General features: G+C 67.5%; 21 protein-coding genes. 12 read left to right on the top strand and 9 right to left on the bottom strand.

Going from position 1 to position 25,447, the window contains the following annotated elements:
- Positions 1 to 64 precede the first annotated feature (64 nt).
- From ACQCSY_RS11795 to ACQCSY_RS11785, 3 genes are all read left to right on the top strand, one after another.
- Positions 65 to 346 carry a DMT family transporter gene (locus ACQCSY_RS11795; protein WP_427128967.1) on the top strand — a complete coding sequence of 94 codons (282 nt, stop codon included), beginning with the start codon at positions 65 to 67 and terminating at the stop codon, positions 344 to 346.
- Between the two features lie 98 nt (positions 347 to 444).
- Positions 445 to 1,464, top strand: coding sequence for an aldo/keto reductase (locus ACQCSY_RS11790; RefSeq protein ID WP_427128965.1), 1,020 nt, complete (start codon positions 445 to 447; stop codon positions 1,462 to 1,464).
- Positions 1,465 to 1,485: 21 nt separating this feature from the next.
- Positions 1,486 to 2,136 carry an MBL fold metallo-hydrolase gene (locus ACQCSY_RS11785; RefSeq protein ID WP_427128963.1) on the top strand — a complete coding sequence of 217 codons (651 nt, stop codon included), beginning with the start codon at positions 1,486 to 1,488 and terminating at the stop codon, positions 2,134 to 2,136.
- Positions 2,137 to 2,226: 90 nt separating this feature from the next.
- Here the strand turns inward: ACQCSY_RS11785 and ACQCSY_RS11780 are convergent, their stop codons facing one another.
- Positions 2,227 to 4,122 carry a DEAD/DEAH box helicase gene (locus ACQCSY_RS11780; protein ID WP_427128961.1) on the bottom strand — a complete coding sequence of 632 codons (1,896 nt, stop codon included), beginning with the start codon at positions 4,120 to 4,122 and terminating at the stop codon, positions 2,227 to 2,229.
- A 320-nt stretch (positions 4,123 to 4,442) separates the two neighbouring features.
- Positions 4,443 to 4,784, bottom strand: coding sequence for a hypothetical protein (locus ACQCSY_RS11775; protein WP_427128959.1), 342 nt, complete (start codon positions 4,782 to 4,784; stop codon positions 4,443 to 4,445).
- 174 nt (positions 4,785 to 4,958) lie between these two features.
- Here ACQCSY_RS11775 and ACQCSY_RS11770 point away from each other — a divergent pair, with 174 nt between their 5' ends.
- Both ACQCSY_RS11770 and ACQCSY_RS11765 read left to right on the top strand, forming a co-directional pair.
- Positions 4,959 to 5,639 (top strand): class I SAM-dependent methyltransferase, encoded by a 681-nt coding sequence (locus ACQCSY_RS11770; RefSeq protein WP_427128957.1) that lies wholly within the window; start codon positions 4,959 to 4,961, stop codon positions 5,637 to 5,639.
- Between the two features lie 367 nt (positions 5,640 to 6,006).
- Complete coding sequence (locus ACQCSY_RS11765) at positions 6,007 to 7,491, top strand: amino acid permease (protein ID WP_427128955.1); 1,485 nt, start codon at positions 6,007 to 6,009, stop codon at positions 7,489 to 7,491.
- 81 nt (positions 7,492 to 7,572) lie between these two features.
- On the opposite strand, the gene ACQCSY_RS11760 is transcribed toward ACQCSY_RS11765, so the two are convergent.
- Positions 7,573 to 9,027, bottom strand: a complete 1,455-nt coding sequence (locus tag ACQCSY_RS11760) for an MFS transporter (RefSeq protein WP_427128953.1) — start codon at positions 9,025 to 9,027, stop codon at positions 7,573 to 7,575.
- 158 nt (positions 9,028 to 9,185) lie between these two features.
- Here ACQCSY_RS11760 and soxR point away from each other — a divergent pair, with 158 nt between their 5' ends.
- Complete coding sequence (gene soxR, locus ACQCSY_RS11755) at positions 9,186 to 9,683, top strand: redox-sensitive transcriptional activator SoxR (protein ID WP_427128951.1); 498 nt, start codon at positions 9,186 to 9,188, stop codon at positions 9,681 to 9,683.
- Between the two features lie 47 nt (positions 9,684 to 9,730).
- Here soxR and ACQCSY_RS11750 read toward each other — a convergent pair whose 3' ends face one another.
- Complete coding sequence (locus ACQCSY_RS11750) at positions 9,731 to 10,765, bottom strand: Lrp/AsnC family transcriptional regulator (protein WP_427128949.1); 1,035 nt, start codon at positions 10,763 to 10,765, stop codon at positions 9,731 to 9,733.
- Between the two features lie 143 nt (positions 10,766 to 10,908).
- Between ACQCSY_RS11750 and ACQCSY_RS11745 the strand changes: the two genes are divergently transcribed.
- Both ACQCSY_RS11745 and ACQCSY_RS11740 read left to right on the top strand, forming a co-directional pair.
- Complete coding sequence (locus ACQCSY_RS11745) at positions 10,909 to 12,180, top strand: M20 metallopeptidase family protein (protein WP_427128947.1); 1,272 nt, start codon at positions 10,909 to 10,911, stop codon at positions 12,178 to 12,180.
- 25 nt (positions 12,181 to 12,205) lie between these two features.
- Positions 12,206 to 13,492, top strand: a complete 1,287-nt coding sequence (locus ACQCSY_RS11740; RefSeq protein ID WP_427128945.1) for an MFS transporter — start codon at positions 12,206 to 12,208, stop codon at positions 13,490 to 13,492.
- Between the two features lie 91 nt (positions 13,493 to 13,583).
- Here the strand turns inward: ACQCSY_RS11740 and ACQCSY_RS11735 are convergent, their stop codons facing one another.
- Positions 13,584 to 14,837 (bottom strand): MFS transporter, encoded by a 1,254-nt coding sequence (locus ACQCSY_RS11735; protein ID WP_427135805.1) that lies wholly within the window; start codon positions 14,835 to 14,837, stop codon positions 13,584 to 13,586.
- A gap of 686 nt (positions 14,838 to 15,523) precedes the next feature.
- Between ACQCSY_RS11735 and trmB the strand changes: the two genes are divergently transcribed.
- On the top strand, positions 15,524 to 16,456 hold the full coding sequence (gene trmB, locus ACQCSY_RS11730) for a tRNA (guanosine(46)-N7)-methyltransferase TrmB (protein ID WP_427128943.1): 933 nt from the start codon (positions 15,524 to 15,526) through the stop codon (positions 16,454 to 16,456).
- A gap of 51 nt (positions 16,457 to 16,507) precedes the next feature.
- Here the strand turns inward: trmB and ACQCSY_RS11725 are convergent, their stop codons facing one another.
- Positions 16,508 to 17,725: an integrase catalytic domain-containing protein gene (locus ACQCSY_RS11725; RefSeq protein WP_427128786.1), complete on the bottom strand. Its 1,218-nt coding sequence runs from the start codon at positions 17,723 to 17,725 to the stop codon at positions 16,508 to 16,510.
- 233 nt (positions 17,726 to 17,958) lie between these two features.
- Here ACQCSY_RS11725 and ACQCSY_RS11720 point away from each other — a divergent pair, with 233 nt between their 5' ends.
- Complete coding sequence (locus ACQCSY_RS11720) at positions 17,959 to 18,765, top strand: DUF1206 domain-containing protein (protein ID WP_427135803.1); 807 nt, start codon at positions 17,959 to 17,961, stop codon at positions 18,763 to 18,765.
- Positions 18,766 to 18,792: 27 nt separating this feature from the next.
- Here the strand turns inward: ACQCSY_RS11720 and ACQCSY_RS11715 are convergent, their stop codons facing one another.
- Together ACQCSY_RS11715 and ACQCSY_RS11710 are read right to left on the bottom strand one after the other, a co-directional pair.
- On the bottom strand, positions 18,793 to 19,476 hold the full coding sequence (locus tag ACQCSY_RS11715) for an anti-sigma factor family protein (RefSeq protein WP_427128941.1): 684 nt from the start codon (positions 19,474 to 19,476) through the stop codon (positions 18,793 to 18,795).
- Positions 19,473 to 19,973 (bottom strand): sigma-70 family RNA polymerase sigma factor, encoded by a 501-nt coding sequence (locus tag ACQCSY_RS11710; protein WP_427128939.1) that lies wholly within the window; start codon positions 19,971 to 19,973, stop codon positions 19,473 to 19,475. Before ACQCSY_RS11710 ends, ACQCSY_RS11715 begins: the two co-directional genes overlap by 4 nt.
- 179 nt (positions 19,974 to 20,152) lie before the next feature.
- Between ACQCSY_RS11710 and ACQCSY_RS11705 the strand changes: the two genes are divergently transcribed.
- On the top strand, positions 20,153 to 20,704 hold the full coding sequence (locus ACQCSY_RS11705) for a COG4315 family predicted lipoprotein (protein WP_427128937.1): 552 nt from the start codon (positions 20,153 to 20,155) through the stop codon (positions 20,702 to 20,704).
- 122 nt (positions 20,705 to 20,826) lie between these two features.
- Here ACQCSY_RS11705 and ACQCSY_RS11700 read toward each other — a convergent pair whose 3' ends face one another.
- Positions 20,827 to 21,705, bottom strand: a complete 879-nt coding sequence (locus ACQCSY_RS11700) for a DMP19 family protein (protein WP_427128935.1) — start codon at positions 21,703 to 21,705, stop codon at positions 20,827 to 20,829.
- A 274-nt stretch (positions 21,706 to 21,979) separates the two neighbouring features.
- Here ACQCSY_RS11700 and ACQCSY_RS11695 point away from each other — a divergent pair, with 274 nt between their 5' ends.
- Positions 21,980 to 25,423, top strand: a complete 3,444-nt coding sequence (locus ACQCSY_RS11695; RefSeq protein WP_427128933.1) for an SNF2-related protein — start codon at positions 21,980 to 21,982, stop codon at positions 25,421 to 25,423.
- Positions 25,424 to 25,447 lie beyond the last annotated feature (24 nt).

Genomic DNA, 25,447 nt, shown 5'->3' with positions numbered 1-25,447 from the left:
ACCGGCGTCGGCCTGGATCATCCTGCTGGCGTCGGCTGTGCTGGAGTCCGTGTAGGCCACGGCCATGGGCCTGTCCGACGGTTTCGCCCGGCCGCTGCCCACCCTCGTGTTTGCCGTCGCCGCCGCACTGAGCATGGCGGGCCTGGAGCTGGCGGTGAAGCAGATAGCGCTCGGGACGGCGTACGCCGTCTGGGTGGGGATCGGCGCGGCGCTGACGGTCGGCTGGGCGATGGCGACCGGCGTCGAACCGGCCAGTCCGCTCAAGCTGCTGTTCATCGCCGGGATTGTCGGCTGCGCGGCGGGACTGAAGCTGCTGCCGTCCGGCGGTTCCGCGGCCGAGGACTAAGGGCGGAACACTGGCGCTTCCCCGAAGGTTCTTGGCAAGGACTGCAAGCCCGGCGGGCAGCCACGTCCCCATGTGCAATCCAAGAAACGGAGAGTTCCATGAATCAAGCAGCGGCAGCATCACTCCAGCTCGGCGACGGCCTCACGGTCAGCCCTCTGGGCTTCGGCGGCATGGCCCTGACCGCGGTCTACGGGGAGGTGGACCAGTCCGAGGCACTGCGGACCCTGCACCACGCCGTGGACTCCGGAGTCACGTTCATCGACACGGCGGACATCTACGGCGGGGGCAGCAATGAGGAGCTGATCGCCCGGCTGCTCAAGGAGCGCCGGGGCGAAGTCCAGCTGGCCACCAAGTTCGGCCTTGTGGGCAGCCCGGCGGACGGCTACACCGATATCCGGGGCGACGCCGCCTACGTGAAGCAGTCCGTGGACCGCAGCCTGCAACGGCTGGGCACCGACACCATTGACCTGTACTACATGCACCGCCGTGACCTCCGCGTTCCGATTGTGGAAACCGTGGGGGCCATGGCGGAGCTTGTGCAGCAGGGCAAGGTACGGCATCTTGGCCTGTCCGAGGTGACGGCCGAGGAGCTGCGCGAAGCCAGCAGCATCCACCCGATCGCCGCCGTCCAGAGCGAATGGTCCATCTGGAGCCGCGACGTGGAACGCAACGTAGTTCCCGCAGCCGCCGTGCTCGGGGTGGGTTTTGTGCCCTATTCGCCGCTGGGCCGGGGATTCCTCACCGGCACCGTGGACGCCTCGACGCTGGGCAGCAACGACTTCCGCCGCAACGTCCCCCGCTTCGCCGAAGACGCCGCTGAGGCCAACCGGGGTGTGGTGGCCGCGGTCCAGGCCGTCGCCGCCGAGCTGGAGGTCGCGGGGCACGGCGCGACTCCGGCCCAGGTCGCTCTGGCCTGGCTGCTGGCGCAGGGCAGGAAGCTGGGACTCCCCGTGGTTCCCATCCCCGGTACGCGCAAGGCGCACCGGATCGACGAGAACCTGGGCGCCCTGGCGCTCACCTTCACAGCCGCGCAGCTGGAGAAGCTCGACGCCGCCGCGGACGCCGTCGTCGGCTCCCGTTCCGCGGACCCCCGATGGGTGTCCGAGGGCCGCGAATAGCGCGTCCGTAGACTGATGCCCATGGACTCGCTCATTCACTCACTACGTGACATCACCATCCGCCGGATTTCGGTCAGCGAGATGGACAACAACGTGTACCTGCTCACCAGCAAGGCATCCGGCACGCAGCTGCTGATCGATGCGGCCGATGATCTGGCCGCCATCCAGGAGCTGCTCGCGGAAGCCTCGGCGGACACGTCCGCGACGCCCAAGCTGGCGCTGATCGCCACCACCCATCAGCATTGGGACCATGTCCGTGCACTGCCGGGCCTGGTGGCGGCCACCGGCGTGAAAACGGCGGCCGGGACGGAGGACGCCCCTGAGCTGCCGGTGCCGGTGGATGTGCTGCTGCATCACGGGGACGTCGGCAACTTCGACGGCTTCGACGTGACCGCGGTGCACCTGCGCGGGCATACTCCGGGCTCGATCGCCCTGGTCTACCAGGACCCGGCAGGCCCCGCGCACATCTTCTCCGGCGACTCGCTGTTCCCCGGCGGCGTGGGCAACACCCAGCAGGATCCTGAGCGGTTCCACCAGCTGATCACCGATGTGAGCGAGCGGCTGTTCGATGTGTACCCGGATGACACCGTGGTGCACCCGGGCCACGGCAAACCCACCACCCTGGGCGCGGAACGCCCGCACCTAAAGGAGTGGCGCACCCGAGGATGGTAAGGCGTTCCTAATGCCACCGAGTGCTCCACAAGTGCCGTTCTGAACCTGCTAAACGGCGCTTACGGAGCACTCGATGATGGCATTCGGGACTTAGCGGCTGCGGCGTTCGTTCGACGCCGGTGCGGACGCGCGGCGGGGGCCGCTGCGTGCCGGGCGGCCTTCGCCGGAACGGCCGTTGCCGCCACCCGCGTAGGATCCGCCCGAAGTGCCGCCGGTGTTTGAAGACCAGACAGCCGAGTTTCCGCCGGACTTGCTGGTTGCGCCGCTGGCGCCGGCAGCTGCGCGCTGGCCGGTTGCCGGACGCCCGCCGCGCTGGCCGCCGGCCGAGGCACCGGTGCGCGGTGCGCCGCCCGTGCGGGGAGCGCCGCTGCGGGGTGCCGAGGCGCCCCGGGCGTCGCCGCGTCCTTCAGAGGCGCGTCCGTCCGAACCGCGGCCGGCCGATGCGCGGCCGCCGGCGGCCGGCACATCGTTGTGGTGTGCGTAGGCAGTGGAGCGTCCGCGGGCGGTGCGGCGTGCGGCGCGCTCGGCATCCGCCCGGTCCTCGTTCTTTTCCGCGACACGCTCTGCAGCGTTGCGAGCCGCAGCCTGGCCCTCGTAGGCCACGGCACGGCGCTCGGCACGGGGAAGATCTGTGCGGGGAGCCTCAGCTCCGACGCGTCCGCGTCCGCCACGTCCGCCACGGCCACCCGCAGTGGGTGCAGCCTGGGTGGTGCGGCGGGCGCGCTTGCGCTCGGCGTTGGCACCGGTGGAGCTGCCGCCGCCGTGCTGCGCGGCCTTGGCTGCGAGCAGTGCTGCACGGGTGCGCGGATCGATCTTGTCGGCCATTTCGCCCACCAGCTGGGCAACCAGCGGGGAGTTGGCGGTGACGCGCTCGAAGTTGACCTCGACGCCGGCAGCCTTCATGAGCTTCTTGACGTCGGACTGCTGCTCGGGCAGGGTCAGCGTGACCACGGTGCCGTCGGAACCGGCGCGAGCCGTGCGGCCTGAGCGGTGCAGGTAAGCCTTGTGCTCGGTGGGCGGATCCACGTGGATGACCAGTTCGACGTCGTCGACGTGGACGCCGCGGGCCGCGACGTCGGTGGCCACCAGGACGCGGACGTCACCGGAGGAGAACTCGGCCAGGTTGCGGTCACGGGCGTTCTGCGAAAGGTTGCCGTGGAGGTCGACGGCCGGGATGCCGGCGTCGGTCAGCGTCTTGGCCAGCTTGCGGGCGTGGTGCTTGGTGCGCATGAAGAGCACCCGGCGGCCAGCGCCCGAGGCGAGCTCGACGATCAGCTGCTTCTTGACGGTCTGGTCGTTGACGACGAGCACGTGGTGTTCCATGGTGGTCACCGCGGCCTGCGGATCGTCCACGGAGTGGGTCAGCGGGTTGGACAGGTAACGCTGGACGATCTTGTCCACGCCGTTGTCCAGGGTGGCGGAGAAGAGCAGGCGCTGGCCCTGGCTGGGGGTCATGTCCATGAGCTTCTTGACCACCGGGAGGAAGCCGAGGTCGGCCATGTGGTCGGCCTCGTCCAGGACGGTGATTTCGACGGCCTCGAGGGTCAGGATGCGCTGGCGGATCAGGTCCTCCAGGCGGCCCGGGCAGGCGATGACGATGTCGACGCCAGCGCGCAGGGCCTTTTCCTGGCGTGCCTGGGAGATGCCGCCGTAGATCACGGTGGTGGTCAGGCCCATGGCCTTGGCCATCGGCTCGATCGTGGCGTTGATCTGGGTGGCCAGTTCACGGGTGGGTGCCAGGACCAGGCCCATGGGGCGGCCCGGCTTACGGAAGTGCTTGGCCTCCCGCTCAGCGAGTCGGGCTACAAGCGGGATGGCGAAGGCGATGGTCTTGCCGGAGCCGGTGCGGCCGCGGCCCAGGACGTCACGTCCGGCCAGGGTGTCCGGGAGGGTCTTGACCTGGATCGGGAACGGGGATTCGATCCCCTGAGCGGTCAGCAGGTCGGCAAGGGCCTTGGGCGTGCCAAGGGCAGCGAAAGTAGTCATGTGTTTCAAAGGTCTTTCAGGCGGTATCCGTGAGGATATCGGCCCCCGGTGCCGGTTGGTCCAGGGGTTCGCCGAAGAAAAGTCAGGTGATCAACCGGGCTGCTACTAACCTTGCGGCAGTGGCGGCCGGGACCAAATAGAACGCGTTCATCGACGCAGGATGTGCCTCTCACATGAAAAAAACCCACTCCCGGCGGACGAATTCCGTGAGGAATCCTGCCGGGGAACCGGTTGATGAACCGGAACCGATCAATCAAGACCATAGTGGGCATCACTGCACATCAAGTTCGTTCAGTCTATCATCCGGCAGGGCCGGGGGCTTACGGCGCCATGCTGGGCGCCTGGAACAGCGGGACGTGCGACGACGCGTGCCCACCCGCTGCGGACGCTGCCTTCGCGGACGCGACCTTCCCGGACCCGGCGGCGGCCCCGCCGGCCGCCGTAGCGCCGGGAGCCGGGGCGCGGAGGATGACCAACGCCTCAAAGTCGATCAGGCGTCGCGCCCCCGTTCTCGAGTCCCGGATCCAGAACAGATCCGTGGACGCCACCGTGCGGCTCACCGTGCCGCGGTGGAAGAGCCTGCCGTTATGCCATGCCTCGATCTCGTCCCCCACTGCCAGCTCGGTGCAGGTGTGGACTTGGCGCGCTTCCTCTACGTTCATGATCATTGCCTTCCCCAGCGTTCCAACGTCGTGGCCCCAGCATTCACCAGGAAGGTTTCGGCCGCGTTTCCACTCGGTGATTTCCGTGTGTCCCCGGCTCCGCATCCCCGCGCGCTGCCGTTTCCCCGGCGCACCCACCCTGCAATGATGTGATGAGCGACCCGGAGGAGAACCATGACGGAGCACGAGCACAGACACGGGAACGACGGCGGGGATCACCCCGGCAACCACGGCACGGCCGCCCAGCTGTGGGACGAAAGGTACCGCCGCCGTCCCAGGGTGTGGAGCGGCCGGCCCAATCCGCAGCTGATCGCAGAGGCTTCGGAGCTACCGCCGGGCACTGCCTTGGATCTGGGCTGCGGCGAGGGAGCCGACGCCATCTGGCTGGCCGGCCGCGGCTGGGCCGTGACGGCGCTGGACGTCTCCGCCGTCGCCCTTGAACGGGCGGCTGCCCATGCGCAAGAGGCGGGGCAGGGCGCCAACATCGAGTGGGTGCGGCAGGATCTCGCCGGCTGGGTGCCGGATCAGCCGTTCGACCTGGTCACGGCACAATTCCTGCATTCCACCCAGATGCCGTGGCAACAGGCGCTGCAGCTCGCCGCGGCCGCGGTTCGGACGGGCGGCACCTTGCTCGTCGTCGGCCACCACCCTGACAGCCTGCCGCCGTGGGGAACGCACAACACACCGGAGAAGTACTTCACCGCCGAGGACCTTGCCCGCGAACTCCAGATCGAGGGCCCCGAGTGGCGGCTCGACGTCCTGGACAGCCGCCACCGCAGCGCCGTCGGACCGGACGGCGAGGCGGCTTCCCTGACGGACGCCGTACTGCGGGCCACCCGCCTGGCGGCCCGCTGACCCGCAGCCCGGGACCACAGCACCCGGAACCACGACCCGGAAAGAGCCTGCCGGAAGCTAAATATGACGTGGGACACAGGACGACAACCGAGGCTACGATGATCGACAGTTGTCGAACCCTGGCAGGACTGATTGACGCGCCGGAGCCCCCGGGAAAGCCGCCCCTCCGGCCGCGCCGCCCTCCGCGAGCGCCCGGCACTGCCGGCCGGACGAACCGCCGTGACGCCGGGGGGTGCCTGAATCCCGGGCCTACTCTTAATTCACACGCCAAAACTGTTACCTCCGTCACACCAATGACGGATCCGTGCGGGCCGCGATGCCGGATCCCCTTTCCGCATCGCCCCGCCTGTGACAAGGAAGAAGCCCAATGTCTGAACGCACCACCACGGCCACCCCGACCACTGCATCAGAATCCGCTACCGGGGGCCACGGCCAGGAACCGAACCTCGCCCGCGCCCTTGGCAACCGCCACATCCAACTGCTCGCCATCGGCGGCGCAATCGGCACCGGCCTGTTCATGGGCTCCGGCAAGACCATCTCCCTGGCCGGCCCGTCCGTCATCCTCGTCTACATGATCATCGGCTTCATGCTGTTCTTCGTCATGCGGGCCATGGGCGAGATCCTGCTCTCCAACCTGAACTACAAATCCTTCAGCGACTTCGCCGGCGACCTCCTCGGACCCTGGGCAGGCTTTTTCACCGGCTGGTCGTACTGGTTCTTCTGGGTGGTCACCGGAGTGGCCGACATCGTGGCCATCGCCGGATACGTGGACAAGCTCGCGCCCGGCACTCCCCTGTGGATCCCGGCCCTGATCACCCCCGTGGTGCTGATCCTGCTGAATCTGCCCAGTGTCAAGGCGTTTGGCGAAGCGGAGTTCTGGTTCGCCATTATCAAAGTGGTGGCGATCCTCGCGCTCATCGCCACCGGTGTGGTGATGATTGCCTCCCACTTCACCTCGCCCGGCGGCGCCGTCGCCAATCTGGCCAACATCTGGAACGACGGCGGCATGTTCCCGCACGGTATGTTCGGCTTCATCCTCGGCTTCCAGATCGCCATTTTCGCCTTCGCCGGCATCGAACTGGTGGGCACCGCAGCCGCGGAAACCAAGAACCCTGAAAAGAACCTGCCGCGGGCCATCAATTCCATCCCCGTCAGGGTCCTGCTGTTCTACGTAGGCGCCCTGGTAGTCATCATGGCAGTCAACCCGTGGCGCAGCATCGATCCGGCCAGCAGCCCGTTCATCGGGATGTTCACCCTGGCCGGGCTGGGCATCGCCGCCGTGGTCATCAACCTCGTGGTGCTGACCTCCGCCGCATCCAGCGCCAACTCCGGAATCTATTCCACCTCCCGCATGATCTATGGCCTCGCCCAGGACGGCAACGCGCCCAAGGCGTTCGGGAAGCTGAGCATCCGCAAGGTCCCGCAGAACGCGCTGCTGTTCTCCTGCATCTTCCTGCTGGCCGGACTGGTCCTGCTCTACGCCGGCGATTCCGTCATCGGAGCCTTCACCATCGTCACCTCGGTGGCTTCGGTGCTGACCATGTTCGTCTGGTCCATGATCCTCATCAGCTACCTCGCATTCCGCCGGCGCCGGCCTGCCCTGCACGCCGCCTCGACATTCAAGATGCCCGGTTCCGCCTTCATGCCCTATGTGGTGCTGGCGTTTTTCGTCTTCATGCTGGTGGCGCTGGCGCAGGCCGATGACACCCGGCTCGCGCTGGTGGTAGCCCCGGTCTGGTTCCTGTTGCTCGGCGCAGCCTGGTACTTCAACCGCCAGACCCCGCTGCAGCAGGCCCGGATTGAGGAATGGAAGGCCGTACGCTCGGCCGAGGAAGCCCCCGTGGCGGTCTGACCACCGCATCCCGCGCAATCAAGGAGCCCCGGCCGGCTGTTTCCGGCCGGGGCTCGTTTGCGTTCCGGTGCGGCGACGCGCTTAAGGCTGCCGCCGCACGGCGACGCGCGGGGCGACGGCGACGGCGGCGGCCCCGATCACCGCCGTCAGTGCGAACACCCCCGCAAAGGACGCCGTCGTGGTCGTGAACGCGGCGAAGACGATCCCCGTGGCGGCGAGGGCCAGCGCCCCGCCGAGCGAATCGGAGATGGACATCGCAGAACTGTTGAAGCCCTCGGTGTCCTTGGTGGACAGGGCCAGGGTCATGACGCTCAGGCGCGGATACATCAGCCCCATCCCGCCGCCGGCGAACACCCAGCCGGTGATCGCGACGGCGGCGGGCCAGCCAAGCACCGTGGTCACGAGGACCAGGACGACCGCGCCGAGAACCAATGCCGAGCCGATCCGTACCGCCCGCCGGTGGTCGAGGCGGGGCCCCAGCCTGCCCTGGATGGCGGACGCCGACGCCCAGGCGAGGGCGCCGCCGGTAAGGGTGAGGCCGGCGAACGTGGGCGAGAAGACATAGCGCTCCACCAGCAGGTAGGGCAAGTACACCTCGGCGCCGAAAAAGGCGGCGGACGCGAGTCCCCGGGTGAGGATGACGCTCGGCAGACCGCGGCGGGCGATGAGGGTTCCGCGCGGCATGAGGGGACGGACGGCCAGGAGCGCGACCGCGACGGCGGCCGCCGCGAGCACGCCGCCGGCCACCGGAACCTCCGCGGACAGATTCAGGCCCAGCACGGCGAGGGCCGCAAGCGCCGCCCAGGCCAGCCGGCCGTAGTCCCAGCCTTTCTGCGTGCCTTCGGGAGCGCCCTGCGGTGCGCCCTGCGGTGCGCCCTTCGGTGCGCCTTCCACGGCGCCTTCGGCGGTGCCCTGCAGGCCGCGCAGGGCCGGAACGATCATGAGCAGGGCCGGAACCACAAGCCCCACCACGCCGAGGAACACCCAGTGCCAGCTGGCCAGCTGGGCGACGACTCCGGCGGCGAACGGGCCCACCAGGGACGGGATCACCCAGGCCGCGGCGAACGCGGCGAAGATCTTCGGGTGCAGCACCGGCGGATAGACCCGGGCCACCACCACATACAGCGCTACGGTGATGGCCCCGCCGCCCAGTCCCTGCACCAGCCGCCCGGACACCAGGACCGGCATGCTCCCGGCCGTTCCGGCGATCAGCAGGCCGAGCACGAACAAGGCCACCGAGGCGTAAAGCGGAGCCACGGGGCCCCTGCGGTCGGACCAGTTGCCGGCGGCCACCATCCCGATCACGCCGGTGGCCAACGGCCCGGCAAAGGCCAGTGCATAAAGGTCGGCCCCGTTCAGTTCGCGGCTCACCAGCGGCATGATGGTGGTCACCGCGAGGGATTCGAAGGCAGCCAGGAACACCAGGGCGCAGGCGCCGAGGGTCACCAGCAGGTAGCTGCGGTGGAAGATGCCGGCTGTTTCCGGAACCAGGGGCGGGGCGGTACGGGGCACGGGCGGGACCTGATCGATAGTCATGGACGCAACCGTAAAACCTCAACCAATGTTGAGGTCAAGGCCGGTCCGGAGGCGGGTTTGGCGGGGCCTGGTTGAAGGGCCTGGTTGAAGGCACTGGGTTGAACGACTTGGTTGAAGGCACTGGGTTGAACGACTTGGTTGAAGGCTAGAGGGGAAGCATGCCACAGCTGGCGGGCGGGGCGCACCACCCCTTGAGTATCGGCGAGGTGTCCGAGCGCAGCGGGGTGGCGCCGTCGGCCTTGCATTTTTACGAACGCAACGGGCTCATTTCCTCGACGCGGAACGCCGGCAACCAGCGGCGGTACCGGCGGGACGTGCTGCGCCGGGTGGCGTTCATCCGCGTGTCCCAGCGCCTGAAGGACACCCGGTCCGCCCTGGAGTCCCTGCCCGAGGGCCGCACCCCGACAAAGCGGGACTGGGCCAGGCTCTCCCGGCTGTGGCGGTCCGAGCTGGATGCCCGCATCGCCGCACTCGAACACCTGCGCAACGACCTCGACGGCTGCATCGGCTGCGGCTCCCTCAGCCTCAAGGCGTGCCGGCTGCAGAATCCCGAGGACCAGCTGGGCGGCGGGGGCACGGGACCGCAGCGGTGGGAACCGACGGCGGGTCCTTCGCCCGAGGCCGCCCCAACTGGCTCGCAGCAGGTGCCGTTCTGAGCCGTTCTGAGCGCCCAGAACGACACCTGGTGGCAGCTACTTGGGCATCAGCCGGCCACATCGAGCCCATGCGCGGAGACGACGACGGCGCCGGTGGCGGTCGAGTCCGGGTTCAGCATCCAGCCCACACGCTTGACGGTGCTGAGCATGACCACGCTTTCCGCCAGCTCGATGCCGGGGATCCGCTGCTGGAGGGCGAGCTCGGCGTTCATCACCTCGGCGAGTGAATGCAGCCACATGAGGATGACAAAGTTGGTGCGGCCCGTGGTGGAGGCGCTGAGCCGGATGTTGCGGAAGCTGCGCAGCTCGGCTGCCGCGGCCTCGTGCTGGCCAGGCGGAACGTTGGCGAGCCATTGGCACGTGACCGGGTAGCCCGAGTACTTCTGCGCGATCTCGCAGCGGAAGGAGAGCAAATGACTGGAGAGCACGCGGTTCAGCTGCCGTTGGACGGTGGCCGGGCTGCGACCCAGGCTGCGGGCGATCTCCGCCGCGGTCGCCCGCCCGTCATGGGCGAGGAAGGGAATCAGATCGTGGTGGCTCTGCGGCAACGGGGCGCCCTGGCTTTGGGGCGGCGCTGAGCCGGATGCCTCGGGCCCGGCGAGGGCCTTGAGCGCGCTCTGCTGCGCCCGGTTCAGAACATTGAGACGCCAGGCATAGCCGCCCGCGTGCAGCCTCGTGCACAGGGACGTCCGGTATTTGAGCAGGCCGGTGATCTCCTTGAACTTCGGCACCACGGTGTCGCTGAAATGGCCGAGGGTGGGCGTGATGACCGTCAGCATCAGGTCGCGGTTGCTTGCTGCTTCCTCGATGGTGACTACTTCCGGGATGGCGGCGAGCGCAGCGGTGACGTCGGCACGGTGCTGCATCTCGCAGTCGACGTCCACCAGCGCCAGACACATTTGCTTGGGATCGCCCATCAGATGGGCCGTGGTCCAGGCCGCGCCGGACGCCAACAGGCGTTCCCAGCGAGCGGCCAGGGTTGTCGCGTGGACGCCGAGGATGTCTGCCGCGTCTGACCAGCTGATCCGCGGCGCAATCTGCAGCGCATTGATCAGTTCGAGGTCTTCCTCGGTGAGCTCCACCAGACAGTCCCTTCAATCCCATGCGTGAATCCTGCAAGAACCATCATACTTTTGATTTTTTCCAGCCATTTCACTCGCTGTGAATCAAGTCACTCCACAATGGGAGCTGGGACTTACCAATCGTTCAGGAATTAGGAGAACAGATGTCGATCGCCACGGATGCCAAGGAACTGCAGGACGAAATTGTCCGGTTGCGCCACGAGCTGCATCAGGAGCCCGAGATCGGACTGGACCTTCCCCGCACGCAGGAAAAGGTACTCAAGGCCCTTGAGGGCCTGCCGTTCGAAATCACCCTCGGTGAGAGCACGACGTCGGTCACCGCGGTTCTGCGCGGCGGCGCACCGCATGCCTCGACCGAGAAGCCGGCAGTCCTGCTGCGCGCCGACATGGACGGGCTGCCCGTCCAGGAGCGCACCGGCGTCGAGTTCTCCTCGAAGATCGACGGCGCGATGCACGCCTGCGGCCATGACCTGCACACCTCCATGCTGGCCGGCGCCGCCACCCTCCTGGCGGAGCGCCGCGAACAGCTGGCCGGCGACGTCGTCCTGATGTTCCAGCCCGGCGAAGAAGGCTTCGACGGCGCGGGCCACATGATCCGCGAAGGCGTCCTGGACGCGGCAGGCCGCCGGGTCGACGCCGCCTATGGCATGCACGTGTTCTCCGCCCTGGAGCCGTACGGCCAGTTCTGCACCAAGCCGGGTGTCATGATGAGCGCCTCGGACGGCCTCTTTGTCACCATCCTGGGCGCCGGCGGCCACGGTTCGGCCCCGCACGCCGCGAAGGACCCTGTCACGGCGGCGGCCGAAATGGTGACGGCACTGCAGGTCATGATCACCCGCCAGTTCAACATGTTCGACCCCGTAGTCCTGACCGTCGGCGTCCTGCAGGCCGGCACCAAGCGCAACGTCATCCCCGAGTCCGCGCGTTTCGAAGCGACCATCCGCACCTTCTCAGACGAATCCCGGGAACGCATGATGACCGCCATTCCGGTTCTGCTCAAGGGCATCGCGTCAGCCCACGGCCTGGAGGTGGACGTCGACTACCGCGGCGAGTACCCGCTCAGCATCACGGACGAAGACGAAACCCGGACGGCCGAGAAGACCATCGAGAGCCTGTTCGGAGATTCCCGGCTGACCCGGTGGGCCACCCCGCTGAGCGGCTCCGAGGATTTCTCCCGTGTCATGGCGGAGGTGCCCGGCACGTTCATCGGGCTCAGTGCCGTCGCCCCCGGCGCGGACCACACCGCTACCGCGTTCAACCATTCCCCGTACGCCAACTTCGACGACGGCGTGCTGTCCGACGGCGCTGCGCTCTACGCCGAACTGGCAGTTTCCCGGATCGCCACGCTGGCTTCCGGTTCCCCAGGTCTCGCTTCTACGGCCCCTGTCCCGGCCCTCACTGGCTCAGCCAACTAGCCCCCTCATCACCCGGAGAAATACCATGACCACCACTTTCAACCCCCAGCGGGCGGCCAAACCGTCGATGCGGAAGACCATTGTCGGCACAGGCATCGGCAACGCCGTCGAATGGTACGACTGGGCGATCTACGCAACATTCACGCCGTTCATTGCCAGCCAGCTGTTCAGCAAGGCAGACCCCGCCTCGGCGGTGCTGTCCACACTGGCGATTTTCGCCGTCGGCTTCGTAGCCCGACCGCTGGGTGGTTTCGCGTTCGGCTGGATCGGCGACCGGATCGGCCGCAAAGCCTCCATGACGATGGCTGTGGGATTGGCATCCGTGGGGAGCCTGCTGATCGGCATCGCGCCGACCTTCACCGCCGTTGGGGTCGGGGCCTCGCTGGTTCTGTTGCTGGCCCGCCTGATCCAGGGCCTGGCGCACGGCGGCGAGCTGCCGTCGTCGCAGACGTACCTGTCCGAAATGGCGCCGAAGGAAAAGCGCGGCTTCTGGGCCACCCTGATCTATACCTCGGGCACTGTCGGCATCCTCTTCGGCACGCTGCTCGGTGCCGTGCTGAACATGACGCTCAACGCAGAGGCCATGAATGCCTGGGGCTGGCGTGTCCCGTTCCTGATCGGCGCCGCCTTGGGACTCTACGCCCTGATCATGCGCGCACGGCTGCACGAAACCGACGTCTTCGAGGGCGAGACCGCCACCGAGAAGCGCGCACCGATCTGGCCGCAGATTGTCCGCCACCGCAAGCAGGCGCTGCAGGTGATCGGCCTGACCGTCGGTCTCACCGTCATCTACTACATCTGGGGTGTTGTGGCCCCGAGCTACGCCACCACCGCCCTGAAGATCGACCGCGGCGAGGCACTCTGGGCCGGCGTGATCGGCAATATCGTCTTCATCGCGGCGCTGCCGTTCTGGGGCAAGCTGTCCGACCGCATCGGCCGCAAAAAGGTCCTGTGGGCAGGCGCGATCGGCTCGGCTGTCATGCATTTCCCCATGACCTGGCTGCTCAAGGACTCGGCCTGGCAACTGGCCGTGAGCATGTCCGTCATGCTGGTCTTCATCGCCGCGAGCGCCGCCATTGTCCCGGCCGTGTACGCGGAACTGTTCCCCACCAGCATCCGGACGGTCGGCGTCGGCGTCCCGTACTCGATCTGTGTGGCGGTGTTCGGGGGAACCGCGCCGTACCTGCAGCAATGGCTCAAGAACATCAACATGGCCCAGGCCTTCAACCTTTACGCCGTTGCCCTGCTGGCCATCAGCGTCCTGTTCATCTTCACCATTCCGGAGACCAAGGGCAAGGACCTGCGCGGCTGAGCGCTTCACCTCCCCCAAGTAACTCGCAGCAGGGTCGGTCTGAGCACTCAGAACGACCCCTGCTGCGAGTCAGTTGGGTCAGCCAGTTCGGTCAGCCGCCGACGAAACGGTTCCGTCCGGCCCGGTAGCCGAACACGGCGGCGAGCGAACCGACCGCCAGGAAGAGCACGCCCGCCGCGGCGAAGGACCCCGTGGACTGATACAGCTGGCCGACCATGAGGGTGCCGGTGGAGCCCAGCCCGTAGCCCACGCCCTGCATCATCCCGGACAGGTGGGCCGCCGTGTGGCCGTCGCGCGTGCGGACCATGATCATGGTCAGTGCCGCCGCCGTCAGGCTGCCCTGGCCCAGGCCGAGCAGCCCGGTCCACAGCCAGATCAGCTGCAGCGGACCGAAGATGCTCAGTGCGAACCCTCCGCCGGTCATGAGCGCCAGCACTGTGTTGATGGCGCGCTGGTCCCGGAACCTCGTGGCCAGGGCCGGAGCGAACAGGGACCCGAGCATCTGCAACACGATCGAAGCCGAGACGATCAGCCCCGCCGTGCCGCCGTCCACACCGCGCTCGCGCAGGATCGGCGCCAGCCACGCAAACACGCTGAACGACATCATCGCCTGCAGGACCATGAACACTGTCACCTGCCAGGCGACGGCCGAGCGCCACACGTTGACGCCGCCGGCCCCCTGGTGTTGCCGGCCGTGCCGCTGGCGGATGGCCAGCGGCAGGAATAAAAGAAGGACGACGACGGCGGGCAGCGCCCAGAACCACAGCGCCGCAGTCCACTCTCCGGTCGCCCTGAACACGGGGAAGGTGAAGCCGGCGCCGAGGGCCGCCGAGGCGCAGATTGCCGTGGTGTAGAGGCCTCCCATCAGGCCGAGGCGGTGCGGGAAGTCGCGTTTCACGAGTCCCGGCAGCAGCACATTGCACAGCGAAATCGCGGCGCCGCACGCCGCCGTTCCCGCCAGCAGCGAAGGAAGATGCCCGGCCCCGGGCAGTTCAGCCGGCCGCAGCAGCAGCCCGGCCGTGAGCACCACCATGGCGCCGAGCAGCACGCGCTCCGCGCCGAATCGGTGCGCCAGCACGGGGGCGAGCGGGGCGAACACGCCCAGCAGCGTCACGGGCACCGTGGTGAGGACCACCACTGCCCAGCCCGGCAGCCCGGCGTCGGCCGTCACTTCCGGAAGCACCGCGGAGAAGCTGGAGAACACGGTGCGGAGGTTCAGCCCGACCAGGACCAGGCACACGCCGAGGTGGATCAGCCCGCGGCGCCCGGTGACGTGCGTTGGCTCGGCCCCGGGGACGTCGCCGATCTCGGCGTCCACCAGCGGGCTGCGGCGTCCTTGCGGCACGCCCGCGGCGGCGGGACTGCTGGCAGCGGAGTCCGGGGCGCTCTTCGGTACGGTCACTGACCCATTCTGGCAGGCGCCCCGAGCACGGCGGCGGCACATGGGATTCATCCACATACGGCGGAGGCGCGTAGAGGTATGTCCCGGTCCGCAAATACGCTGACCGAACAAGCACAGTTACTCACACTGCTCCGTAAACGCAGGGGAACCATGAGTCTCCAGCAGCACCCGCCAGCGCCGCCGCCCGTTCCACCTCCTGCGCGGAGCCCCGGCGCCGGCGTGGCAAGTCTCGTGTGCGGCGTTCTGGTGGCCCTCAGCTTGACTGTGGCTGTGCCGGCCAGTCGCCTGGCCGCGCTGTTTACGCGGGCGGACGAGGACCGCGGCCCGCGGGACTGGGTTGCGCCCGCGGTCTTTTGGAGTCTGCCGGCTCCCCTCGGCCCGGCCTGCGTGATCCTGGGCATCGTTGCCGTCGTTCGATCAGACGGCGGGACGAATGCCCGGGTCACCGGCGTCCTGGGGCTGTCCATTCTGGCGGTCCAGATTGTCGGCATTCTGCTTCTGGCGGCCAACGGCGGAGGGTTTCTGATGATTTTTGAACGCCACCGGTGTCCCGGTTCTCCCTGGACCGCCCGCCCCTGCGGCTTTCCCCGACGCCTACCACCCCCACAAACTCCACTATTCTGGAAGGGATGAGTGAATCCCCAGAATCCCCCCAGACGCCTGAGCCGCCGCCGCCCGCGCGCCTGGTGACCCCCGGCAGTCAGGCCTCCTTCGGCACCTACGGCGGCCGGCCCGTCAGCTTTGTGCGCCGCGGGACACGCCTGCAGGGCCGCCGGCAGGCAGCATGGGAAGAGCACTCGGACCGCTGGGCCATCGACGTCCCCCGCCACATCGCCAACACCTCAGTACACCCGGGCTACGTGTTCGACGCGGAAGCCGAATTCGGCCGCACGGCCCCGCTGATCGTGGAGATCGGCTCCGGCCTCGGCGATGCCGTCTGTCATGCAGCCGAGGCGAATCCGGACAAGGATTTCCTGGCCGTGGAGGTCTACACCCCGGGCCTGGCCAACACCCTGATCAAGATCAACAGCCGCCAGCTGAGCAACGTCCGCGTGGTGGAGGCGAACGCCCCGGAGGTGCTCGCCACCATGCTCCCGGCCGGCTCCGTCACGGAGCTGTGGGTCTTCTTCCCGGACCCGTGGCACAAGTCCCGCCACCACAAGCGCCGCCTCATCCAGCCGGCCTTCGCCGAGCTCGCAGCCCGGGCCCTCAAGCCCGGCGGCATCTGGCGGATCGCAACGGACTGGTCCAACTACGCCGTCCATGTGCGCGACGTCCTGGCTGGCTCCGCCGAGTTCGAGAACCTGCACGAGGGCGAGCGCCGCGGCGACGAGAGCCCCCTCACCCGCGTGTGGGAATCCGGCGTCGAGTCCCTCGTGGGCGGAGCACCGGTCAAGGAGGGCCGCGCCCCGGTGAGCACCGAACACACCGGGCCCAACGAAGGCATTGACGAGACCGGCGGCTGGGCCCCGAGGTTCGAGGGCCGGATCCTGACAAGCTTCGAAAACAAGGCGCACGAGGCCGGCCGCCTCATCTTCGACCTCGGCTACCGGCGCCGTTAGGCCACAAGGCTAGGCCACAAGCGTTGCCCAACGGCCACCCGAGGAATCATGTCAAGATGCCCGCCTGGGCTGGTTCGTGGAATCATCTGATTTTGCCCGGGTAGCCGGCCGGGGTTTGGCGGCCTGTTTGGCGGTGGTCAGGGTCAGGAGCTCTGCGGAAAGGGCCTGGACCTGACGCTGGATCGCGGCCGGGTTCAAGGGTTTGTTCTCCCGCTTCAACCGGGCCTTCACATCCCGGGCGACGGTGCCGGTGTCTGCCAGGACGCGCTGGAACGGGGTCGCGGGAAGGTCGTATTTCTTGCTGATCTTCGCGCCGGTGCGGACCTTCGCGACGAGTTTCTGCTGGGGTCCGAAATGGTTGGTGAGCAGTCTCTGCAGGTCCCAGATCCGGTTCAGCAGCTCCAGCTCGCGGGCAGTGTCGTACCGGTGGTAGCCGACCGTCTGGCGCACGATGTGCCAGTTCTTCTGCTCCACGTGCGCCCCGTCATTCTTGTTCCCGGACCGGGACCGCGTGAACGTCAGTTTCTCCTGCTCGCACCACCGGAACAGCTCCCAATTAATGAACTCCGAGCCGTTGTCCGAGTCGATGCCCAGGATCGGAAAGGGAAACGCCGCGGTGGCGTCCCTGATGGCTTCGAAGACCCATTTCTGCGCCTTGTTCTTCACGGACCGGGTTTCGGTCCAGCCGGTCGCGATGTCAGTGATATCAAGGGTGAAACAGAACTCACCGGCACTGTTCCCGCCCTCGTGGCCGACCAGATCAATCTCGACGAAACCGGGCACCGCGTCATCCCATTCAGCCCAGGTCCGCATCTGGATGGAGTCCTTCAGCAACGTACCGGGCTTGGTATGGGACCGGCCCCGCGGATCCAGTTTCACCCGGTCCGCCCGGAGCCGGCGGTCAATCGTCGCCGGCGCGATCCGCAGCAGCAGTGCGGCCGTGCCGGCATCAATCTGAAGTTCCTTGAACCGTCGCAGGCGCGGCACCAGATCCGGCAGCGCGGCCGCGAGCAGCCGCCCGCACGGGGTGCCCTGGACCGCCCAGCAGAACCGCAGAGCCTCGATCACTTGCTCCCCGTAGAGCGGCGGCCGGGGCGCCCTGGGCCGGGCAACCTTCAGCACCAGTGCCATCCGCAGCGCCTTGCGGGCATGGTCGCGGTGCCAGCCCGTCGTCGCGCACAGCTCATCCAGAACCTGCTTCTTCGCCGCCCGGCCCGAACGGACGTAGCGGGTTGCGATGGTCTTCGTGACAGCCCTGCGTTCACTCATCGAAAGCTCCATGGCTCACAATGCCGAAGCGGCGGACACCGGCCCGGCGGACACGCCGCTACGCGGGCATTCTCAAATGATTCTTCGAATACGGCTACGCGGGCATCTTTGATGAGTCAACGCGGGCACTGTTCCTGAACAGCTTCGCGTGGCACGATGAAGGGAGTTGAAGACCCGGGGCGGGTAAGCGGCTCCGGAACGGACCGCGCGAGGGATCGATCATCAAAAAAGAACTGAAGGACGCTGCAGAAGTCGCCGAGGACGTCACCAATTCGAAGGCGCTCGAAGTGGCGGCGCGGGCCGGGTTTGCCGTGAGCGGCATCCTGCATTTCCTCATCGGATACGTCGCCATCCGGCTCGCCATGGGCGGGCAGGGCCAGGCTGACGTCAGCGGGGCCGTGCAGGAACTCGCCAGCCAGCCGGCCGGTCCCCTGCTGCTCTGGAGCTCCTTCGCCGCGTGTGCCGCGCTGGCTCTCTGGCAGACAAGCGACGCCGTCTTCGACTTCGAGCACCTGCCCGGCAAGAAGAAGGCCGCGAAGAAGGTCAAGGCCGCCCTGCAGGCCCTGGTGTATGCCGGATTTTCCATCACACTGGCGTCCTTCGCCATCGGCGCCGGCTCCAACCACCGCCAGTCCACGAGCGACCTGACCGTACACCTCATGAAGGCGCCCGGGGGCATCGTGCTACTGCTCGTCATCGGCGCCGCCGTCGCCATTACAGGAATCGTCTATGCCATCCGGGGCTTCAGGAAATCCTTCCTCAAGTACCTCCGCATGCCTTCCCAGGATCAGGCCCGAACCGCGGTGACCGCCGTCGGCGTCCTGGGCTACGCCGCCAAGGGCATCGCCCTGCTGCTGGTGGGGCTGCTGATCATCATCGCCACCGTGACGGCGCACCCTGAGGAATCGACCGGGCTCGACGGCGGACTGAAGGCCCTGCGCGAACAGCCGTTCGGCGTGTACCTGCTGGCAGCCGTGGGCGCCGGCCTGATCTGCTACGGCATCTTCATGGTAGGGCGGGCCAAACTCGCCAAGATGTAAAGCCCGACGGGGCAGGACATGAACGGGCTAGCCGTCAGGTACGGCGATGACGGCCAAGGTCTGCTGTTGCCCGTTGCGCATCTCGACGCTGGCGATGCTGGCCAGCTGCACCGGCGTCGCCCCGGTGATTTTGACCTTGCCGCTGGGGGTGGCCGTCCAGGCGCACGCACGGTCTTCGCCGCCGTCGCGGTCCTTCACCCAAAGCGAGAACGTCCCGTCGATGGGCAGGCTCCGGCCGTCGACAGCGAGCTCGGTGCCCCAGGTCTTCTTGACGAGCCCAACGGTGACCTGCAGTCCGTTGCTGGCCTGGACGGAGTAACTGGCGTCCGGTTTGGCGGGCTGGTTGAGCAGCGGTCCGGCCAGGAACCCGAGGACCAGGCACGCGGCAGCCACAGCGCCCACCGCCGCAAACCACCGGCGTCGCACTTTCCGACGGCGGGCGGCAAGTTCGTCGAGCAGCCGCCGCGGTACGGGAACCGGTTCGGGCACGGCAAGCGCCCGTTCACGGGCCGCCGCCACCGCGGCGGTGAGCGCGACAGCGTCGGGCACCGGCAGCGCGTCAAGCAGCGCGGGGAGGCTGGCCAGTTCGTCCAGCTCCTGACGGCACTCGGCACAGGAACTCAGATGCTGCTCAAAAGCTGCCGCCTCGGCCGGCTCCAGGCCGCCCAGCAGATAGGCGCCGAGCAGCTGGTGCACCTCGGTGTCGTTCACTGCTGCACCCCCATTTCGTCAAGGATCGTCCGCAGGGCCCGCACGGCATAAAACGCCCGGGACTTCACTGTGCCGCTGGGGACTTGCAAGTGGGCGGACGCCTCCTTGACTGTGTAGCCAAGGTAGTGCAGGGCGACGAGGACGTCCCGGTGCTCCGCGCTGAGCCGGAGCAGGGCCTCCTCGATCAGCACCTTATTGAGCAGATCGTCGACGCGTTCGGCGGCAACTACGGGGTCGGCGACATCGCGTTCCGTCGCCTCCCGAGGGCGGCGCTGAGCTTTGCGGTAGTTGTCAATCATGATGTTGCGGGCCGTCCTGAACAGGTAGCTGCGCAGGCTGCCCGTGATCTGCGGCGCCTGCTGCCAGACGCGCAGGACGGTCTCCTGCACGACGTCATCGGCTAGCTGCGGATCCCGGGACGCGCCGAGGACGAAGCGTTTCAGGGCCGTCCCGTGGTCGCGGTAAATCGCAGCCACCACGTCTTCGTCCAGCGGCATTCCCCACCTCCCTGGCATATGTCCCTCTGCCCATGTATGACGTACAGGCCGCCACAATAGTTCAGCGCCGCAGTTCAGGGAATTTTTCAATGTCCCGCCGTGAACCATTCTTCGCTCCACGGCGTCTTATCGGTTAGCGCCGGCCTCTGAATTGGGCTGGCACGAGTCAAGGAGCTGCAATGAAGAAGCACTTCAGCATTGGCCTGTCCGCCGTCGCCCTCGCCGCATTACTCTCGGGCTGTGGGGGAAGCAGCGGCACCACAACATCAACAACATCAGCGTCGGCGGCGCCTGCCACGTCCGCCGCGGCCACGTCGGCACCCACGGAATCCAGCGCTGCGTCCAGTTCAGCTCCGGCGTCAGCAGGCGCCGAGCTCATGGTGACCCCGTCCAAGGCCGGGCAGGTTGTGGTGGACGGCAAGGGAATGAGCGTCTACTTCTTCACGAAGGACACGAAGGACTCCGGGACCAGTGCCTGCACCGGCGGGTGCCTCACTGCGTGGCCTCCCGTCTTTACCACGTCCGAGACACCGAAGGTCGATGGCGTCACCGGCAAGGTGGGGACTATCGCCACGCCCGACGGCAAGAAGCAGCTGACCATTGGCGGGATGCCCGTTTACTACTTTGAAAAGGACAAGGCGGCCGGAGACATCCTGGGCCAGGGCGTAGGCGGCGTCTGGTACCTCGTGGCTCCGTCCGGGGAGATGATCACCGCACCGGCCGGCTCCTAACGGCACGCGCGGCATCCCCGGCCACCAGACCGCGGGGAACGGACGACGGCGGCGCATCGCGGCGCCGTCGTCCGTGCCGCCCCGCGGCCTCGGGCGCGTATGCCCTGCCTGGCGGTTCCCTGCTAGGCGTCGACTTCTTCGAACTCCACGGCGGCGAGAATCTCCTTCGTTTGCGGGTTGAGCATGAACGCTTCGTCGTCATCCTCCAGCATGAGGAATTCCCCCTGTTCGGTGGTGAAATGCCAGGCCAGGGTGGACTCGCCGTTGTGCCGGTAGTTGGGATCGCCCATGGAGATCCGCAGCAGGGTGTGGCCGGCGATGTCGCACAGTTCGCGGATAATCTGCTCGAACTCCGGCGCGTCCAGGAGCGCTTCCTCGGCAGCCGCCGCCTGGCGCTCCGCCAGGTTGGGGATCCGTGCCACGCGTCCGGCGATGTGCGCATCAAGTTCGTCGTCGGACAGGACCAGCAGACCCTGCTGGCTACGGAGCCACGCGGCGTTCAGCGCGATGATGTCCTCGGTTTCCAGGAGCGACTCGAATTCGCCGTCAAGCTCTTCAAGGCGCCTCACGGCATCGGAGGTTCCGTCCTCAGCATCACCGGCAGCATCCCAGCCGGTCCCGCCGTCCAGGTAGGTGTCGACGTCGGTATCGGACAGGGCACCGAACGCGGCCACCGTGCGGTTGAAGAGGTCCAGGTGTGCGGTTGCGCCCATGCCCTCCAGTCCGCCCCTGACGTACGGATCGATATCTTCGCGTTCCTGCGCGGTGAAAACGTATTGGGCGAAGCCGCCGCCCAGTGACTGTGTCACGTAGAAGTCCACGTAGTAGCTGCGCAGCGCGTTCGGGGAGATTTCCTCGGCGTCGAGCAGTTCCGCGAACATGGCGTTGACCACGTTCACGTTTGCGTCGACAACTTCCTCATTTCCGACGTTCAGGCTTTCCGTGCGCAGCACGGTGGGGTAGCTGTGGGCGGGCTGGCTGGTGGGCTCACCGTTGGTCATGCGGGATCCTTACTGCTGAAATCGGCTGATACTCCGGGCTCCTCCACGGTATGCCGCCTCTGCCTCCGGCAGCCGAGCCCAAGTTGAACGTAAGGCGAAGTTTCAAGGGCCGTTCGACGCGGCCGGGTTTTCCACATAGCGGAGGTGCGGCCTCGGCCCCGCTCCGGGGCAACGCTAGCCTCGGGGCAGGGAGCCTCAGCCCGGGCGAAGTATCAGGGCCCCTGCAGGCTCGCTAAGATGGATCAGATGACCACCTGCTGAAAGTAGCGCGCACATGCCATCCCAACCGGACGAGAGTGCGGCACTGGCAATACAAACTCCCGCGATCAACGACCGCTCCCTTGCGGCCGGACTTGCCTACGCCATGGGGAGCCGCGTTTCCGGGATCTCCTTCGACGCAGCCACCGGGCTGCTGCTGGGCAAGGTGCGGGGTGGCCCGGACGTGCCCTACTCGACGACGGCCAAGCTGGTCCGGAAGGCGGGCGGCTGGAGTTGCACCGTGGGCGTCTGCAGCTGCCCGGTCCGCAAGGACTGCAAGCATGTGGCCGCCCTCCTGTTCGCTGCCGAAGACAACCCGGCGACCCGGCTCCAGTTGCTCGCTCCTGCCGACCTCACCCGGCTGTCCCACCAGAGAGCGCCGGTGGAGGTAGCCGACTGGGAGCAGGCCCTCAGCCCGCTAATTTCCCGTCCCGGAATCACCCCGTCCACCAACGGCATCCCGCTGGCTCTCCAGTTCGACATCGAGGAACCCGCCCCGCACTTCTCCTACACGGGACGCCGCGATCCGCTCCGCAGCGTCCGCCAGCTCAAGGCGAGGCCCGTGATCATGGGCGCCAAGGGCAAATGGATCCGCGGCGACGTCTCCTGGAACACCCTGAGCTACCTGAATTACCGGCGCGAATGCAACGAGAACCATGTCGAGTGGATGCAGGAATTCCTCGCCTCTCACACCGCTCTGGCCAACCGCCAGCACACCGGCACTGCGCCCTGGCTGGGGCTGAACACCTACGCCGGCAAGAACCTGTGGAGCCTGCTCGCCCAGGCGCAGAAGATCGGCGTCGCCTTGGTCCACAGCCGCGGCACGGAGCCGGTGCGGTTCGTGGAAGAGCCGGCCGCCGTCGGGCTGAATCTGGCCCGCTTCGGCGCTGCGGCGGGCCCTGAGAACGGCGCCGGGGCGGCCGCCGTCGTGCCTGCTGCCGGGGACGACGGCGGGCTGGCGCTCGCGCCGACCATCACCGTCGAGGGGGTTGTGGTTGATCCGGCGTCCGTCGGGACCATCGGCCGCCCTGCCCACGGGATCTTCCTGACTTCCGCCGGGGACGCGCTGCCCGGCACCGCCCCGACGGACTCCGTGATCACCCTCGCCCCGCTGGAAAGCGGGCTCAGCGAGGAACTCCTGACCTTCGTCACCGCCGGGACCACCCTGCACATTCCGGCCCGGGACGAAAGCCGCTTCCTGACCGGCTTCTACCCCAAGCTCAAGCAGGCCGCCCGGGTGACGGCGTCCGACAAATCCGTGGAGCTGCCCACGCTGGCCGTCCCAACCCTGTCCCTGCTCGCAAACTACGGCGCGGACCACCGGGTCCGGCTGCACTGGGAATGGCATTACAAGTCCGGGAACCTTGTCACTGCCCAGCCCCTGTGGCGCCATCCGGGCGATCACGGCTACCGCGACGACCCCGCCGAAGCCGGTATTCTTGAGGGAGTCGGACAGCCCTGGGACGTGGTGCCGCCCCTGGGCGAATCCGCCACCGGCGGCTGGGGAACACCGCGCCTCGCGGCCACGGCAGAACTCACAGGCCTGGACACGCTCACCTTCACCGAGGAGGTGCTCCCCCGGCTCCGCGACCTCCCGGGCGTCGCGGTCGATACTTCGGGCGAGATGGCGGACTACCGCGAAGCCGAAGAGGCGCCTGTCGTGGCGATTTCCACCAAGGCGACGGACAGCCGCGACTGGTTCGATCTCGGTATCGTCATCACCCTGGAGGGCCAGCCGGTCTCCTTCGCGGCACTGTTCTCCGCCCTCGCGGCCGGCCAGACCCGCATGCTGCTGCCCAGTGGCGCGTACTTCTCCCTTGATCTGCCCGAGCTGCACCAGCTGCGGGCACTGATTGATGAAGCCCGTTCACTTCAGGACAACCAAGGCGACAAGGATGCGCCGCTGCAGATCAGCCGCTTCCAGGCCGGCCTCTGGGACGAGCTCGCGCAGCTCGGCATCGTGGATGAGCAGGCGGCCGCCTGGCGTGAGGCCGTCGGCGGTCTCCTTGAGGGCGGTGTGAAGGGGTTGCCGCTGCCCGCGACGCTGGACGCCGAACTGCGCCCCTACCAGCTGGAAGGCTTCAACTGGCTGAGCTTCCTCTACCGGCACGGACTCGGCGGCGTGCTGGCCGATGACATGGGCCTCGGCAAGACCGTGCAGGCGCTGGCGCTGATCTGCGCCGCCAAGGAAGCCGCCCGGGTGGAACCGGCGGACGGAGCCGGCCCGTTCCTCGTCGTCGCCCCCACGAGTGTCGTGGGCAACTGGGAGGCGGAGACCGCACGATTCGCGCCCGGCCTGACGGTGCGGGCGATCAGCGAGACCTTCGCCAAGAGCGGCTCGGATCCGGCCGACGCGATGGCCGGCGCGGACATCATCATCACCTCCTATGCGCTGTTCCGGATCGACTACGACGCCTACGCCTCGCAGGAGTGGGCCGGCCTGGTCCTGGATGAAGCCCAGTTCGTCAAGAACCACCAGTCCAAGGCCTACCAGTGCGCCCGCAAGCTGCCCGCTGCCTTCAAGCTGGCCATCACCGGCACCCCGTTGGAGAACAACTTGATGGAGTTCTGGGCCCTCACCTCGATCGTGGCACCGGGGCTCTTTTCCAGCCCCAAGCGGTTCGCGGAGTACTACCAGAAGCCGGTGGAGAAGAACGGTGACAAGGGGCAGCTGGACAAGCTCCGCCGTCGGGTCCGTCCGCTCATGCTGCGCCGCACCAAAGAGCAGGTCATCCACGATCTGCCGCCCAAGCAGGAGCAGATCCTCGAGGTGGTGCTGAATCCGCGCCACCAGAAGGTCTACCAGACGCACCTGCAGCGGGAGCGCCAGAAGATCCTGGGCCTGATCGACGACGTCAACAAGAACCGCTTCACCATCTTCCAGTCGCTGACCCTGCTGCGGCAGCTCAGCCTGGACCCCTCGCTGATCGATCCCGCACTCTCCGGGGTGCGCTCCAGCAAACTCGATGTGCTGTTCGAGCAACTGGCGGACCTCGTGGCGGAGGGCCACCGGGCCCTGATCTTCAGCCAGTTCACCGGTTTTCTGGGCAAGGTCCGCGAGCGGCTGGTCGAGGAGAACATCGAGTTCTGCTACCTGGACGGCGGCACCCGCAACCGTACCGACGTCGTCAACGAGTTCAAGAACGGTGCGGCGCCGGTGTTCCTGATCAGCCTCAAGGCCGGCGGCTTCGGCCTGAACCTGACAGAGGCGGACTATGTGTTCCTGCTGGATCCGTGGTGGAACCCGGCGTCGGAGGCGCAGGCCGTGGACCGCACCCACCGGATCGGCCAGGCGCGGAACGTGATGGTCTACCGGCTCGTCGCCAAGGACACGATCGAGGAAAAGGTCATGGCGCTCAAGGCCAAGAAGTCCCAGTTGTTCGCGGACGTCATGGAAGGCGATGCGCTCTCCGGCGGCGCGTTGACGGCGGAGGACCTGGCCGGACTGTTCAACGACTAAGGCGCTGAACGGCTGAGGCGCTGA

This window comes from Pseudarthrobacter sp. S9 (assembly GCF_050156545.1).
GTDB lineage: Bacteria > Actinomycetota > Actinomycetes > Actinomycetales > Micrococcaceae > Arthrobacter.
Note: the sequence above shows the minus strand (reverse complement) of the source record. Positions and strands in the feature narration are given on the sequence as shown.